Below are 15,856 nucleotides of genomic sequence, written 5' to 3'. Positions count from 1 at the left end.
AAACTCGGCTAACGCCCACTGCGTCGTTTTTAACCTGAATACGTCGCTGACGAATAAATAGCACGCGTATGACGCATGCACACTAAGACAATTAAGCATTGGTCGCCCACTCACCACAAAAGTTAGTCTCTGCAACAACTCACCCATTTGCCTGACTCATCATTTAAATCAGGGCCGCGCCATGTCGAGTACGTCTGTTTCATCGCGGCGAAGTATTGCGCTGTTGGCACTGGTGTTTACCGCCTGCAACGCCACCACCCACGGTTTCAGTATTTTTCTGTATTCCGCTTTATTGCCGCAGATTCGCCAGGTATTTGAACTGAGCTACAGCCAGGCGGCGCTGATTGCCGCCTTGCTGCAGCTGTTTTATATGGGCGCGTCCATCGCCAGCGGCATTGCCGCGGCGTGGGTGACCCCGCGCACCATGGTGCGGCTGACCATGGTGCTGAGCCCGGTGTTGCTGGCCCTGGCGGTGGCGACACCCTGGGTGCTGCCCTTTGCCCTGTGCCTGGCGCTGGTGTCGGCGTGTGCGGTGTCGAACTGGAACGCGATTGCGGCACTCGCCCGCGAGGTCATCCCGGCCAGCCACCGCAGTCGCGTGCTGGGGCTGGCGTCTTCGGGGGCGGCCTTTGCGATTTGCCTGAACGGGTTGCTGATCACCTGGCTACAGGGGTTGTCGTTACGCCAGTTCTGGCTGATCTGCGCAGGCTTGACGCTGCTGGTCACGCTGCTTGCGCTGTGGGCCCTGGCCCCCTACGCCGAACAGGCGCCACGCGCCAGCCGGCCGCCCGCGTTCAATCAGGTGCTGAGGCAGTGGTTGAACGTGTGCCTGGAACACCCCGTGGCCATGCAGATTGTCTTGCTCAGCGGGTTTATCGGCGCAATCAGTGGGCCGTTTCTCAATTTTCTGTCGGCATTTGTCAGCGAGCGCCTGCACGCCGGCGCAGCAGTGACCGGCTCAATGTGGACGCTGATCGGCATCGGCGGCGCAATCGGCGGCCTGCTGTTGGGCACCCTGGCGGATCGCTGGGGTGCGTTGCGGGTGCTGGCGCTGAGCATCGGCGCTTTCGGCCTCGCCATGATTGGCCTGCTGTGGCATCCCAGCCTGTTGCTGAGCTGGTTGGCCGCCGGGTTGTTTGCAGTGTTTTATTTCCCTTCGTGGGGCTTGATGGCGGCCTACCTCAGCGCACGCCTTAACCCGGTGCACAGCCTGCAAGTGGTGAGCCTGAGCATGGTCAGCTATGGCTTGGCCAGCGCCTCGGCCAATGGCTTGTGCGGCTGGCTGTTGCAGGCCAGCGGCGAATTTGCCGGGGTGCATGCGTGGATCGTCGGCTGGGTGCTCGCGGGCCTGTTATTGCTCAAACGCATGGCTCGGCGAGCGACTGACGCTGCGCGGCCTGTCCAGGTACCCTGAGCGCCCCAACTGGCGCTGCAAAATCTCTACCAGCGCAGCCACTTCCGGCACCTGGCAACCGGCTGAGCGCCAGAACATCAGGCGGGCCGGCGCAATCGGCGGGAAGCCTTGGCGCTCATCCAGAATCTGCCAGCCAGCCGGCACCAGGCGCCGCGCCATCACCCCAACCGACAAACCCTGCTCAATCGCAATCGCGATTCCGCGAGGACTCTGACTGGTGTACACCACCTGCCATGAACGTCCAGCCTGGGCCAGCGCCTGCACAGCATTGGCACGGAACGCACAGCCCTCGGCGTACACCGCCAGCGGCACCGACTGGCGCCCCACAGCACTCCAACTCGGCGCCGCCACCCACACCAGCGGCTCGTCGCACAGGTATTCACCGGGCTGCAGGCCGGCATGTTCGACGCCCAACACCAGGTCCAACTCGCCGCGGTGCAACCGGCTGACCAGCGCGGTGGACATCTCGCAGCAGATGTCCGGGCGCACTTGGGCAAACTGCGCCTGGAAGTCCTTGAGCATCCCGCCCAGACAGTATTCCGCGTAGTCCTCCGGCATGCCCAAGTGGATACACACCTGCTCATTGGGCAATTGCGCCGCAGCCACGGCCTCGTGGTGCAGCTTGAGGATTTGCCGGGCGTAAATCAGAAAGGTCTCCCCACTCGGGGTGAGGCCGATGGAGCGGCTGGTGCGATGGATCAGCGGCGTGCCAACAATCTCCTCCAGCCGCTGCAAGCTCTGGCTGACGGTGGACTGGGTTTTATGCAGACGCTCGGCTGCGGCTGAAAAACCCTGGCACTCGATAATTGCCACAAACACTTTAAGTAAGCTGCCATCCAGTTCGCCTGACATAACTATCGCCCCTGCCGATGGATTCGATCACAACTTGTAATTTCCACTTCAAATCGCTTTACGCAACTATCCACTCAACACAACACCCTACTTGGAGCCGTGTATGAGTCTTAAACTTGCCGATGCCGAAACCGGTGATATCAGCGACATCATTAATACTGCGCTGTATCCCATACATGATTCGGGCCATGTCCAATTACAGGCATTAATTGAACATGCCCGCGCCGAATTGGCCGAGGACGGTTGCTGCCTGCTAAAGAACTTCCTGCGCCCCGAGGTGTTGGAACAGGCGCGCCTGGAAGGCCAGGCACTGTCAGGCAAAACGTTTTATTCGGTGCGCAAGGTCAACGCCTACTTCACCGAAGACGACGCCAGCCTGCCCCAGGATGACCCGCGTCGCACATTCATGGAGCGCACCAGCGGCTTTGTGACCCGCGACATGATCGCCCCCGACGCAATCATTCACCGCCTGTATGTCTCGCCGATGATGAAACGTTTTATCGGCGCCTGCCTCGACGAACCGGAGATTTTCGAATACGCCGACCCTTTCGCCGGACTGGTCATCAACGTGATGCCCGAGGGTACCGAGCAGCCTTGGCACTTCGACACCAACGAATTCATCGTCAGCATGATGACCCAGAAGCCCGAGGCCGGCGGCCTGTTCGAATACGCGCCGATGATCCGCTCGCGCAGCCAGGAAAACCTTGGCGCCGTGGGCAAAGTCGTACGCGGCGAAGACCGCGCGCAAGTCAAGGAGCTGACGCTCAACCCCGGTGATTTGCAGATCTTCAAGGGCCGTTTTTCCGTACACCGGGTCACCCGCGTCGCAGGCGCCACCGAGCGCAACACGGCGATCTTCGCCTACTCGGAAAAGCCCGGGATCATTGGCCGCGCGCAACGCACCAAACAGCTTTACGGACGCCTGTCCGAAGCCCACCTGCAAGCCGAACGCAACCTGGTGCGCAGCGACCAGTTGCTCGACTGATTCACCCCTAAAAACCCATAAAACCGTATTTGCCCTGCGAGGAACACTCCATGAGTCTGTCTGGCCCGAACCGCAACCCCACCGACTGTGAGCCCACCTATGACGAAATCCAGCAGATCCAGCTGGACCGCCTGCAACGGGTGCGCAACGAACTGAAAAAACGCGACTACGCCGCCTGTGTGCTGTTCGACCCGACCCACATGCGCTACGCCACCGGCTCACGCAATATGCAGGTGTACTCAGCGCGTAACCCGGCGCGCTATGCTTTTATCCCGGCGGAAGGCCCGGTGGTGATCTTCGAGTTCGGTGGCTGCCTGCACCTGGCCGAAACCCTCAATACCGTGGATGAAGTGCGCCCGGCCAAGGCGATCTCCTATTACTTCTGTGAAAGTTTTCTCGGCAACGTCACCGCCGACTGGGCCGCCGAAATTGACGAGTTGGTGCGCAAGTGCGGTGGCGGTAAACGCATCGCGATTGAAAGCGCCACCTCGGCGGCGGCCTTCGAATTGCAAAAGCTCGGCTACCAGGTGTTTGACGCCCAGGAACCGTTGGAGCGTGCGCGCTGCATCAAGGTGCCCAACGAGCTGAAGATGATCCGCGCCAGCCTGCGTGCGACGGAGGCCGGAGTGCGGTTGATGGAAAGCAAGCTGACACCCGGCATCACCGAGAACCAGTTGTGGTCGCACCTGCACCAGCATGTGATCGCCACCGACGGCGACTACGTCGAGACCCGCCTGCTCTCCTCCGGGCCACGCACCAACCCCTGGTTCCAGGAATGCAGCACGCGGCCGATCGAAGCCGGTGATCTGGTGGCACTGGATACCGACGTGGTCGGCCGCTTCGGCTACTACGCGGACTTTTCGCGGACCTTCCTGTGCGGCGACCAGGCCGCCACCGCCAAGCAGCAAGAGTTGTACAAACTCGCCTATGAGCAAGTGCAAACCAACGTGGAAATGCTCAAGGCCGGACGCAGCTTCAAGGAATACGCCGAGATGGCCTGGAAGATTCCCGAGCATTACAAAAACAACCGCTACTTCGCCCTGGTGCACGGGGTTGGCATGACCGGCGAGTACCCTTACGTGGTGCACCGCGAAGACATTGACGCGCTGGGTTACGACGGTGTGTTCGAGGCCGGCATGACCATCTGTGTGGAAAGCTACATCGGCCACGACGACGGCGGCGAAGGCGTGAAGCTCGAAGAACAGATCTACATCCACGAACACGGCATCGAGTTGCTCTCCGATTATCCGTTCGACCCACGCCTGTTGCCGCGCTGAACGCGTCTAGCGCGACAGGTGGGCCTGGGCAGGACCAGTAACATGCATTTATAGAACGTTACATCGCAGAATTTGTCGTTTGTCGATCTTTGCGCAAATGACAAAACTGCGGGCATCTCTAATAAAAACAACATGAGAGTTGCCCTATGTCCTGTCCCAATGCCCACCTCCTGACTTCGTTGCGCCTTGTTCTCCTGCCGGTTTCACAGCGGTCCGTGCTGCGCCTTGGCGGCGCTTGCCATTGACCCTTGCGGTTCAACAAAAACGCATATTCGCAAGTACCGGAGAGGCTTATGAAAGAGTTGACTACCCTGGACGGCGCCGCGCCGCATCCAGCCGTAAATGACCTGTGTTCCCAAGTCCAACGTGGCGAGATCAACCGCCGCCAATTCCTGCGCACCACCGCCCTGCTGGGCATTACCGTGGCCAGCGCCAGTAGCTTTATCGGCTCGGCCTTGCTCGGCAACGACGCCCAGGCCGCCGACGCCACACCCGCCCGCCAAGGCGGCAGCCTGCGCTTTGCCTGTGCGATTCAGGAAATCCAGGACCCGATGCTGATCACCTGGATCGAAGCCTCGAACCTGCTGCGCAACTCGCTGGAATACCTGACCTGGGTCGACGCCGATAACATCACTCACCCCTACCTCGCCGAAAGCTGGAGCCCCTCCGACGACCTCACCACCTGGACCTTCAACCTGCGCCAGGATGTGAAGTGGAGCAACGGCGACAGCTTCAACGTCGACGACGTGCAGCACAACATCGAGCGCTGGATTGCCGCTGACTCCAAGTCGGTCAACCGCACCGCCTTCCAGGACATCAAGGCCTTTGAAAAAGTCAGCGACTACCAGTTCCGCCTGCAGCTCAAGCGGCCGATGTTGGCGATCCCGGAAATGCTCAACGCGTTCACCTGCGCCATCGTGCACCGCAGCTTCAAAGCCGGTGATGACTGGGCGAAAAACCCGCTGGCCACCGGGCCGTTCAAGCTGGTCGCGTTTGCGGTGAACAAACAGGCGACGTTCGCCAAGCGCGCCGATTACTGGGGTAAGCCCGCCAACCTCGACGAACTGCGCTACATCGACATGGGCACCGACGTGTCCACTCACCTCGCGGCCTTGCAAGCCGGGCAAGTGGACGTGCTGTACCGCGTGACCGTGGCCGAGCTGGACCTCGCCAAGCGCCTGCCCGGCGCGCAATTGCTCACCTGCAAATCCGCGCAAACCGTGGTGATGCGCATGGCCTGCGATCAAAAGCCGTTCACCGACCTGCGTGTCCGCAAGGCCGTGGTGTTGTGTGCCGATAACGCGCAGATGCTCAAGATCGCCTACCGCGGCATGGGCACCTTGGGCGAAGACCACCATGTGGCGCCCTCCCACCCCGAATACTTCCCACTGCCCAAACGCAACCGCGACGTGGCGATGGCCAAGAAGCTGCTGGCCGAAGCCGGCTTCCCGAATGGCATCGACATCGACCTGATCGTCGGCAACACCCAGGGCCGCTATGAACAGGACTGTGCGCAGATCCTGCAACAGAACTGCCTGGAAGCCGGGATTCGCATCAACCTCAAAGTGGTGCCGGCCGCCCAATACTGGCCGATCTGGGACAAGGCGGCGTTCAGCCTCACGTACTGGGCCCATCGCCCACTGGGCGTGATGTCCCTGGAGTTGGCCTACCGCGGCGGCGGCGCCTGGAATGAAAGCCACTACAGCGACCCGGCCTTCGATGCCGCACTGGACAAAGCCATGGGCATCATCGACCCCAAGCAACGCGCCGTGGCCATGCAAAGCGTCGAGCAGATCCTGCAGGACGCCTGCGTGATCGTGCAGCCGTTCTGGGGCGACAAGTTCACCGCCGTGAGCAAAAAGGTCCAGGGCTTCCAGGTGCACCCTTCCGACTTCTACCCGATGGGCAGCGTGTGGCTGAGCGCCTGAACTAAGGCGCGAACTCCCTGCCCGTGCGCGGGCAGGCATCCCAATATTCGTCGGAGCATGCACTCATGGCTCATTTTCTATTGCGCAAGTTACTGGCGCTGGTGGCGACCCTGCTGTCGGTGTCATTGATCGTGTTCCTGGCCCTGGAACTGAACATCGAGGACGTGGCCATCAACGTCCTTGGCCCCTACTCCGCCGCAGATCAGCGGGCGGCGTGGCTGGTGGAACATGGCTACAACCAACCGTTTGTGTGGCGCTACCTGGTGTGGCTCAAGGACTTTGTCAGCGGCGACTGGGGCACCTCGGTGTACTTTCGTGAGTCGGTGATCAAGCTGCTGCTGCCCAACCTGGCACAAACCCTGACCCTCGCCGGGCTGGCCTTGCTGGTGATGGTGCCCGTGGCATTGACCCTGGGCATTCTCGCCGGCATCCGCCAGGGCTCCGCGCTCGACCGCCTGGTGTCATTCCTGTCGATTGTCACCACGTCGATTCCCGATTTCGCCAGTGCGGTGTTCGTCTCGGCAATCTTTGTGTTCTGGCTCAACTGGCTGCCGGGTGTCAGCAGCATGAGCGACGGTTTCAGTGCGATAGAGCTGGTATTGCCACTGATGGTGTTGTGCTTGTTCGGCATCGGCTACCTGGCGCGAATCACCCGCGCGTCAATGGTCGAAGTGATGCAGTCGCCGTATATCCGCACAGCACGACTCAAAGGCGCCTCCACCGCACGCATCGTCGTGCGCCATGCCCTGCGCAATGTGCTGATCGCGCCGATCACGGTGATCATGCTGTACATCCCGTGGCTGCTGTCCAACGTGATCGTGGTCGAGGTGTTCTTTGCCTACAAGGGCTTCGGCTCGTTGCTGTACACCGCGTCCCTGAACCACGACGTGTACCTGATCGAAGCCTGCGCCATGGTCAGTGCCGTCGTGGTGGGCATCACCAAGATTTTCTCAGACCTGGCTTATACCTGGCTCAACCCGCGCATCACCCTGCGCAGCCTCGGCGGAGGTGCCCAATGAATCGCCTGCACGCCTTCAAACATCCCTTGGCCTTGCTCGGCCTGCTGCTGGTGGGCGGCTGGGTCGTGATCGCGCTCTTTGCGCCGTGGCTGGCGCCCCATGATCCGCTGGAAAGCTTTACCCCACTGCTGACCCCATTGACCAGCGGCGATAATGGCCAGCGCTTCCTGCTGGGTACCGACATGATCGGGCGCGACATTCTCTCGCGGCTGATCTGGGGCACCCGCACCGTGCTGTTCTGGTCGATCCTGGCCACGCTCACTGCGTTCGCCGTGGGCATTGCCATGGGCCTGTGCGCCGGTTACTTCAACGGCTGGGTCGATGCCGTGCTGTCGTATGTGGCCGACACGGTGCTGTCGTTCCCGGTGCTGGTGTTGTACATCGTGATTATCATTGCCCTCGGCGCATCGGCGCTGAATATCCTGATTGCGGTGACCTTCACCAGCGCCCCGGCGATTTTCCGCATCATGCGCGCGCTGACCATCGACATCCGCTCGCGGGACTACGTCCTCAGCGCCATCACTCAGGGCGAAGGTTCGCTGCGGATCATGCTGGTGGAAATCCTGCCCAACTGCGGCGGCCCGCTGATTGTCGATTTCTGCCTGCGCATCGGCTACACCGCGATCATGATCGGCGCCTTGGGCTTTCTCGGCCTTGGCCTGCCGCCACCGACCCCCGACTGGGGCGGCATGATCAACGATGGCCGCGCCATGGCCATCGCCTTCCCGCACCTGGTGATCTTCCCATGCATTGCCATTTCCACCCTGATGCTGGGCTTGAGCCTGCTGGCGGACGGCCTGGATGAAAACGCCCAACAAGGCGCAAGGAATTGAGCATGAACCCACAACCAGTATTACGGGTGCAAAACCTGTCGATCGAACTGCCCGCCGGCGCCGACCGCAGCCACGCCGTGCAAGGCATCAACCTGGAGGTACGCAAGGGCGAAATTCTTTGCGTAATCGGTGAATCCGGCTCGGGTAAGTCGGTGCTGTCGGCGGCGATCATGGGCGATTACGCCAAAGGCCTGCGGCATGCCGGTGGGGTGATCGACTTTCTCGGTGACGACATCTGCCGCCTGGACGAAAAACGCCTGCGCGAACTGCGCGGCAACCGCATTGCGATGATTTTCCAGGAGCCTATGGCGGCGCTGAACCCGGCGATCCGGATCGGCAAGCAAGTCGAAGAAATTTTCGCTATCCATGCCCCGCAAATGCCCCAGCGCGACCGTCGCGAACGCATGCTCGCGCTGCTTGAATCCACCCAGTTGCCCGACCCGCCACGTATTGCCAACAGCTTTCCCCATCAACTGTCCGGCGGCCAATGCCAGCGCGTGGTGATCGCCATGGCGCTAGCGATGAACCCCGATTTGTTAATCGCCGACGAGCCCACCACGGCCCTCGACGTGACCACCCAGGCCCAGGTCTTGAAACTGGTGCGCGAGCTGCGTGGGCGTGGCCAGCACGGCATTTTGTTCATCACCCACGACTTCGGCGTGGTGGCGCACATTGCCGACCGCATTGCCGTCATGGAAGGCGGCCGCCTGGTGGAAATCGGTGAGCGCGACCAAGTGCTGAATGCCCCGGCGCATGCCTACACCCGCAAGCTGATCGCGGCAGTACCGGCACTGCACCCGGAATTGCACACGCCGAGCGCGGATGGCGAGTTGGCGTTGCGCATCGAACACCTGACCAAGACCTACACCGTCGGCGGCAGCTCGGTGGCGGCGCTGCGCAACGTGTCGCTGAACCTGCCACGCGGTAAAACACTGGCGATTGTCGGCGAGTCCGGCTCGGGTAAAAGCACCCTGGTTAAAGCGGCCATTCGCCTGGTCGACAGCGACAGCGGGCATGTGTGGGTCGGCGACACAGATTTTCTGGCCTTGCGCGGCTCGGCCCTGGCGGCCAATCGGCGGCGTATCCAGATGATCTTCCAGGATCCCTACGGCTCGCTCAACCCACGGCACCGCGTCGGTGACATCATCGCCCGCGCCGCACAATTGCGTGGGTTGTCGGCCAAGGATGCCTGGGCCGAGGCCGGTGATTTGCTCGAACAGGTCGGCCTCAAGCGTGACGCCCTCAAGCGCAAACCGCGACAGTTCTCCGGTGGCCAGCGCCAGCGCATTGGCATCGCCCGTGCGCTGGCCATGCGCCCGGAAGTGTTGATCGCCGATGAAAGTGTCTCGGCGCTGGATGTGTCGGTGCAAAAACAGGTGCTGGAGCTGCTCGCCGACCTGCAACAGCAGTTGAACCTGAGCATCCTGTTCATCACTCACGACCTGCGTGTGGCGGCGCAGATCAGCGACCACATCGCCGTGATGCGCCAGGGTGAAGTGGTGGAATACGGCACCGCCGAACAGGTACTGCTCAGGCCACAAAACAGCTACACCCAGGCCCTGCTGGCCGCTGCGCCGGGCGCGACGCAACTACCGGCTGCCGGCCCCCCGTTGAGATTGATCCGCCCCGCAGCGCACTGAGTTGTCACCCTTTCCCTGCGTCGCAGCGTTCGCTGCGGCAACGGGCTGCTGTTGCCAAAAAATAACCAATAATGAGAGCAAAACCATGCGACCAACCCTACGTTACATCGCCCTGGTCCCTGTGCTCGGCGCCCTTGCGGCACCGGCCATGGCTTATCAGGTCACCGACAACCTCGACCTCGGCGGCGCCGTGCGTGCACGCTGGGATTATGACCCGGATCGCGACATCCAGAAGTTCGGCCTCGACACGGCCTTCCTCAGCGCCAAGTACAACTCCGACACTTGGATCGGCGAGGCGCAGTACCGGTTCTACGGGCGTTCCTACCCGTACCAGTACACCAAGAACTACGGCGATATCCAGTTCGCCAAGTTCGCCTGGGTCGGCTACAAATTCAACCCGAACCAGCAGGTGCAAGTGGGCTTGAACACGGTGCCGTTTGGTTTGCAGCCTTACTTTGGCAGCACCTTCTACGAGACCCTGGGCAACGTCATCGGCCTGGAAGACGTGCAACAGGTCGGCGCCAAATACATCCAGCAAAGCGGCGACTGGAATATCCAGGCCGGCTACTACCTGCGCCCGGCGTGGCAAGGCAAAGGCACCAGCAAGGGCGTGACCTACTCCAGCGTGATCTCCGAAGCCGACAGCTACGTGGGCGACGGCAGCAACAACCAGGAGCGCAACACCGTGGTGGTGCGGGTGGCCAAGGCCCTGGAGCTGGGCAACTGGAAATCCGAAGTCGGGCTTTCCGGCCTGACCTCCACGCTGGAAAACAAAGACACCAACGACGACGGCCGCCGCAATGCGGTGGCAATCCACTACCTGGGCAAGAACGGGCCATGGGGCGTGCAATTGCAGGCGGCGCGCCAGCAAATGTCACCGCGCAACCCGGGCACCAATAGCGTCGTCACCCTGGGCGGTTATGACGGGACGTTCAACGTGGCCAGCCGAGGCAACTTGTACGTGGCGGATTTGAGCTACGACGTGGGCGGCAAATACCTGTTTGACCAGGTCAGCGGCGTAAAGCTGTATGCCAACTACAGTGCGTTTGATAAATCCGAAAGTCAGTTCAAGACCTCGCAGCGGGTGATCCTCGGCACGTCGTTTTCGGTGAGCAAGTTGTGGGTCGCGACAGAGTGGTTGATTGGCAAGAACGATCCGTATATCGGCGGCAGCAGCTACACCGAAAGTTTGGGCGCGGGTGGCAGTAACCAGTGGGAGAATCAGCTGTATATGAACATTGGGTACTACTTCTAATCGGAGGCGATACCACTGAAGCCTTCGCGAGCAAGCCCGCTCCCACATTAGGAATGCATTCCAACTGTGGGAGCGGGCTTGCTCGCGAAGAGGCCGCTACAGGCACTATAAAAACAACCAGTGTGGAAGTCCTTTCATGCGCCAACTGCCCGCTCTCAACATGCTGCGCATCTTCGAAGAAGTCGCCCGCCACCGCAGCTTCAGCCAGGCTGCCGTGGGCCTTAACGTCACCCAAGGCGCCGTCAGCCGCCAGATCAAACAATTGGAAGACTACCTCGGCGTCGCCCTCTTCATCCGCACGCCCCAAGGCCTGTCCCTGACCGAAGCCGGCTTCGCCCTCTCCCCGCACCTGAGCGACGCCTTCGACCATATCGAGCGCGCCCTGCAAGCCGTGCGCGTACCCAACCTGCGCCAGCGCCTGCGCATCGTCGCGCCGCCGACCTGGGCCACGCGCTGGCTGTCGGCGCACTTACGACGCTTTTGCGAGCGCTATCCGGCTATCAACCTCAGCGTCACGCACCAGAACAGCCATGACAGCCTGGCAGAGATCGACTGCCGAATTCGCTTCGGCCGGGAATCAGACCCGCATTGCCGCAGCGAATTGCTGGTGATGGAACGCCACATCGCCGTGGCCAGCCCGGAGCTGTTCAGCGACGGCCAACCGCCCAACCTGCAGCGATTCCCATTGCTACACATCCTGCACGACGGCAAGCGCTTGAAGGTCTGGGAAAACTGGCTGGCTGCCATGGGCCGAGACGACATCGATGCGAGCCAGGGCCTGGAATTTAGCACCCTGGACCAAGTCATACACACCGCCCTGGCGGGCGGCGGCCTGGCCGTGATAGACCGGCAAATGATCGAGCGCGAACTGGCGAATGGCAGTTTATTGCCCATCACAGCGGTGGAAGTGATCGGCCCGTATGGTTATTGGCTGGACGTGGCAGCGGACAAGCAAGGCTTATCCAAGGTCCGATTGTTTACCGAGTGGTTGAACCGCGTGAGTAACCCTTGAGAGCGACTACATAGCCATTGTTTGGGTAATGGCGGCTACGGGCTCCATGGAAGCTGGCCTGCCTGCAATGGCATCTACTGCTTATGCCTGATGTACCCGAGGTGTCTGCATCGCAGCGGTTCGGCGGTCCGACAAGCCAGCTCCCACAAAAAAGCAGCTCTTGATCCGGACCTTGCCCTGGCTGTTGCTTCTACCACTCAGGTCGGCTTTCAGGCCGCCGTGCTCTGCTTTTGATCTGCTGTTGATCTTGATCTGACAGGCCCCGTTAACCACGATGGCCGAACGCAGGCTTGAATCCGTGGGTAACCCGGCAGGACGCCGGGTTAGCCGCACTGGGCCAGGGATGGCCCATTGCGGCGGCCCACGGATTCAAGCCGGAGTGCGGGCATGCCGAGCCCAGGCGAGGCACCGAGTGGTGGGGCAAAGCGTTTTTTGGTTACTTTTTTAGGCGTTTGTAAAAAAGTGACCCGCCGTAAGGGCGGAACCCTAAGCCGCCGTTACCGCAGCAACGGATATGCACACCAACACCCCAACACCCCCGACACCCCCAACACCCCGCTATCGCAGCCAAGCCAGCGCCCATCTTAGAGCGACGTTGTCTTACAAGCCCCCCATCAACAAGTATTTGATCTCCAGATAATCATCCAGCCCATACCTGGAACCTTCACGACCCAGCCCGGACTCCTTGATACCGCCAAACGGCGCGACTTCAGTAGAGATAATCCCTTCGTTGATACCCACCATGCCGGCCTCCAGGCCCTCAGCCATGCGCCACACCCGGCCGATATCACGACTGTAGAAGTACGCAGACAACCCAAACGGCGTGTCATTGGCGCGCTGCAGCACCTCGGCCTCATCCTTGAAACGGAAGCACGCCGCCACCGGGCCAAAGGTTTCTTCCTGGGCGATCAACATATCGCCATGGGCTTCAGTGAGGACAGTGGGTTCGAAGAAAGTGCCGCCCAACGCATGGCGGCGACCACCGCACAGCAGTTTGGCGCCCTTCTCCAGCGCATCGCCGACATGGGCTTCAACCTTGGCCAGTGCCGCCGCGTTGATCAGCGGGCCTTGTTCGGTTTCGCCGTCCAACGCGCTGCCCACGCGCATCGCGCTGACCGCCTCTGCCAGTTTGCCGGTGAAGGCCTCGTACACCCCGTCCTGGATAAAGAAGCGGTTGACGCACACACAGGTCTGCCCGGTGTTGCGGAACTTGGACGCCATGGCACCTTTGACGGCGGCCTCCAGGTCGGCATCGTCGAACACAATGAATGGCGCGTTGCCGCCCAGTTCCAGCGAGACTTTTTTCAACGTGTCGGCGGCCTGGCGCATCAGCAGCTTGCCGGTGCGGGTGGAGCCGGTGAATGACAGTTTGCGCACCACACTGGAGGCTTGCAGGGCACCGCCAATGGCCACGGCGTCACCGGAGACGATGTTGAACACACCCGCCGGAATGCCCGCCTGCTCAGCCAGCACCGCGAGGGCAAATGCCGACAGCGGGGTTTCTTCCGAGGGTTTAAGGATCATGGTGCAACCGGCCGCGAGCGCCGGACCGACTTTGCGGGTGACCATTGCCAGCGGGAAGTTCCACGGGGTGATGGCCGCCACCACACCAATCGCTTCCTTGGTCACGATGATGCGTGCATCCGCTTTGTGGCTCGGGATCACGTCGCCATAGGCGCGCTTGGCTTCTTCGCCGAACCACTCCAGAAAACTCGCGGCATAGACCACTTCGCCCATCGCTTCGGCCAAGGGTTTGCCCTGTTCCAGGCTCAGCAGTTGGGCCAGGTCCTTCTGGTGGCTGAGCATCAGGTCGCTCCAGCGCTTGAGGCGCTGGCTGCGCTCCTTGGCGGTGAGCTTGCGCCAGGCCGGCAAAGCCCGGTTGGCGGCATGGATGGCCAGGTCGGTGGCTTGCGCGCCGGCGCGCTGGACGTCTGCAATCAAGGCGCCATTGGCCGGGTTGAGCACCGGGTAGGTCGGTCCACCGCTGGACCATTGGCCATCTATGTAGTTGCCAGTACGGATCAGCGGGTTCATGCCACGGCCTCAATCAGGTTGAAACGGTCCAGGCCTGGGCGGGCCTCGCGCAGGATGCGCTTGCCGGCGGTGTAGTCGTTGATCACATCGCACGGGGTGTAGTTGCGTTCCAGTTCGTGCAACTCTTCGGCATCCAGCTGGGTGTCGAGGGCCGCGAGTGCGCTGTCAAATTGCGCGGTGGTGTCGGCGCCTACCAGCATCACATCGACACCGGGATGATTGGCGACCCAGGCCTGGGCGATCTGCGCATTCGATACACCGCGGGCGCGTGCCACGCGTTGCACCGAATGGGCAATGTCGAACGACGCCTGGTCGCTGTACATCTGCTGGGTGAAGAAGTCGGTCTGGTTGCGGGTCGACTGCACTTCGCCGGTGAGCAAGCCACGGGCCAGCGGGCTGAACACCGAGACACCCAGGCCCTGGTCGCGGCAGAACGGGATCATCTCGCGCTCTTCTTCACGGTAGGCGCAGTTCAATTGCAGCTGCATATTGATCGGCTTGACCCAGCCATTGCGCTCGCAGGCCATGAGGATCTTGGCCAACTGGCCGGTGAGCATGGTCGATACGCCGATATAACGCGCCTTGCCGGCACGCACAATGTCGTTCATCGCAGCCATGGTTTCTTCGACCGGCGTGTTCACATCGAAGTAATGCAACATGAACACGTCGACGTAATCCATGCCCAGCCGGCTGAGGGACGCGTCGATGCTGTCCAGGATGTGCTTGCGCGAGTGGCCGCTGGCGTTGATGCCATGGCGGGTGCCGTAACCGACTTTGGTGGTGACCACAATGTCTTCACGCCGTGCCACGCGCTTGAGGATGCGCCCAACCACTTCTTCACCGACGCCCGCCGAATAAAAGTCAGCCAGGTCGATGAAGTTGACGCCGTTGTCCAGAGCATGCGCGACGATCGGCTCGCTTTGCTTCTCATCAAAGATCCACGGTTTCCAATCCGGGGTGCCCATGTTCATGGTGCCCAGGCACAGGCGCGAGACTTGCAGGCCGGAGTTGCCCAAACGGATGTAGTGCATGGCAGTCTCCTCAGGCCTTGGGCGTGTAGAAAGGGTTGCTGATGTGGTTGACCACGTCGGCCAACTGCGCGGTGTACGGTGTGCCGGTCAAGGCGGCACGGATCGCGGTGCGGCAGGCGTTGTAGTTATTCAGGTAGACGGCGTCCAGGTCATCGCAGGCCGGGTTGACCCAGTTGGCGGTAACGATGGCCCACTCGTCTTCGGCTTCCGGCGGCAACGTACCGTCGAGCAAGGCTTCGAGCACCGCCTTGGCGATCCCGGCCTGGGACGCGCCCCAGGTGGCATTACCGTGCAGGTCACTGTCGATGGCGGCCTTGTTGACGTAGAGAGTCATGGGTTTGACCGGGATGTTCGGCTGGGCAATCACCATGAACGGGCAATGGCCCTGGCTTGGAGAGGCGAGGCTGTTGGCAAACGCTTGGCCGGCAGGACCATTGCGTGGGCCGATCAGGATATTGATGTGGGCAGCATTGACGCCTGGGCCTTCGAAGCCTTCGCCGATGTACAGATCAAGTGCTTTCATTTTCGCAAACGCTCGTTGTTGTTATGGGGAGCTTGTTGGCGAGTTTTAGCACT

General features: G+C 61.4%; 13 protein-coding genes. 9 read left to right on the top strand and 4 right to left on the bottom strand.

Annotated elements, in window-relative coordinates; all coding sequences use genetic code 11:
• Positions 1-181: 181 nt before the first annotated feature.
• A complete protein-coding gene (locus CPH89_RS24080; RefSeq protein ID WP_053256263.1) occupies positions 182-1,414 on the top strand; it encodes an MFS transporter in 1,233 nt (410 codons plus the stop codon).
• On the opposite strand, the gene CPH89_RS24075 is transcribed toward CPH89_RS24080, so the two are convergent.
• Entirely contained in the window at positions 1,352-2,266 is a 915-nt protein-coding gene (locus tag CPH89_RS24075; RefSeq protein WP_053256264.1) for a LysR family transcriptional regulator, read from the bottom strand. The two genes, CPH89_RS24080 and CPH89_RS24075, sit on opposite strands and share 63 nt — an antisense overlap.
• Before the next feature lie 103 nt (positions 2,267-2,369).
• Between CPH89_RS24075 and CPH89_RS24070 the strand changes: the two genes are divergently transcribed.
• The 8 genes from CPH89_RS24070 to CPH89_RS24035 all read left to right on the top strand — a co-directional run bounded on the left by CPH89_RS24070 (position 2,370) and on the right by CPH89_RS24035 (position 12,215).
• Positions 2,370-3,251, top strand: coding sequence for a HalD/BesD family halogenase (locus tag CPH89_RS24070; RefSeq protein WP_053256265.1), 882 nt, complete (start codon positions 2,370-2,372; stop codon positions 3,249-3,251).
• Between the two features lie 50 nt (positions 3,252-3,301).
• Complete coding sequence (locus CPH89_RS24065) at positions 3,302-4,528, top strand: M24 family metallopeptidase (RefSeq protein ID WP_053256266.1); 1,227 nt, start codon at positions 3,302-3,304, stop codon at positions 4,526-4,528.
• A gap of 293 nt (positions 4,529-4,821) precedes the next feature.
• The gene (locus tag CPH89_RS24060) at positions 4,822-6,456 is read left to right on the top strand and encodes an ABC transporter substrate-binding protein (RefSeq protein ID WP_053256267.1); all 1,635 of its coding nucleotides are present in this window, start codon (positions 4,822-4,824) and stop codon (positions 6,454-6,456) included.
• Between the two features lie 65 nt (positions 6,457-6,521).
• Positions 6,522-7,475 carry an ABC transporter permease gene (locus CPH89_RS24055; RefSeq protein WP_053256268.1) on the top strand — a complete coding sequence of 318 codons (954 nt, stop codon included), beginning with the start codon at positions 6,522-6,524 and terminating at the stop codon, positions 7,473-7,475.
• Positions 7,472-8,308: an ABC transporter permease gene (locus tag CPH89_RS24050; protein WP_053256269.1), complete on the top strand. Its 837-nt coding sequence runs from the start codon at positions 7,472-7,474 to the stop codon at positions 8,306-8,308. Before CPH89_RS24055 ends, CPH89_RS24050 begins: the two co-directional genes overlap by 4 nt.
• A gap of 2 nt (positions 8,309-8,310) precedes the next feature.
• Positions 8,311-9,948, top strand: coding sequence for a dipeptide ABC transporter ATP-binding protein (locus CPH89_RS24045; RefSeq protein ID WP_053256270.1), 1,638 nt, complete (start codon positions 8,311-8,313; stop codon positions 9,946-9,948).
• 85 nt (positions 9,949-10,033) lie between these two features.
• Entirely contained in the window at positions 10,034-11,203 is a 1,170-nt protein-coding gene (locus tag CPH89_RS24040; RefSeq protein WP_053256271.1) for a hypothetical protein, read from the top strand.
• 136 nt (positions 11,204-11,339) lie between these two features.
• On the top strand, positions 11,340-12,215 hold the full coding sequence (locus CPH89_RS24035) for a LysR substrate-binding domain-containing protein (RefSeq protein WP_053256272.1): 876 nt from the start codon (positions 11,340-11,342) through the stop codon (positions 12,213-12,215).
• 600 nt (positions 12,216-12,815) lie between these two features.
• Here CPH89_RS24035 and CPH89_RS24025 read toward each other — a convergent pair.
• From CPH89_RS24025 to fae, 3 genes are read right to left on the bottom strand one after another with little or no spacing between them, the layout of a single operon-like run.
• Positions 12,816-14,249: an NAD-dependent succinate-semialdehyde dehydrogenase gene (locus CPH89_RS24025; protein ID WP_053256273.1), complete on the bottom strand. Its 1,434-nt coding sequence runs from the start codon at positions 14,247-14,249 to the stop codon at positions 12,816-12,818.
• Positions 14,246-15,280 (bottom strand): aldo/keto reductase, encoded by a 1,035-nt coding sequence (locus CPH89_RS24020; RefSeq protein WP_053256274.1) that lies wholly within the window; start codon positions 15,278-15,280, stop codon positions 14,246-14,248. Before CPH89_RS24020 ends, CPH89_RS24025 begins: the two co-directional genes overlap by 4 nt.
• 10 nt (positions 15,281-15,290) lie before the next feature.
• Positions 15,291-15,803: a formaldehyde-activating enzyme gene (gene fae / locus CPH89_RS24015; RefSeq protein WP_053256275.1), complete on the bottom strand. Its 513-nt coding sequence runs from the start codon at positions 15,801-15,803 to the stop codon at positions 15,291-15,293.
• Between the last annotated feature and the right edge of the window lie 53 nt (positions 15,804-15,856).

Origin of the sequence: Pseudomonas fluorescens (genome assembly GCF_900215245.1) — a bacterium.
Lineage (GTDB): Bacteria > Pseudomonadota > Gammaproteobacteria > Pseudomonadales > Pseudomonadaceae > Aquipseudomonas > Aquipseudomonas fluorescens.
This window is presented reverse-complemented; position numbering and strand designations above follow the sequence as displayed.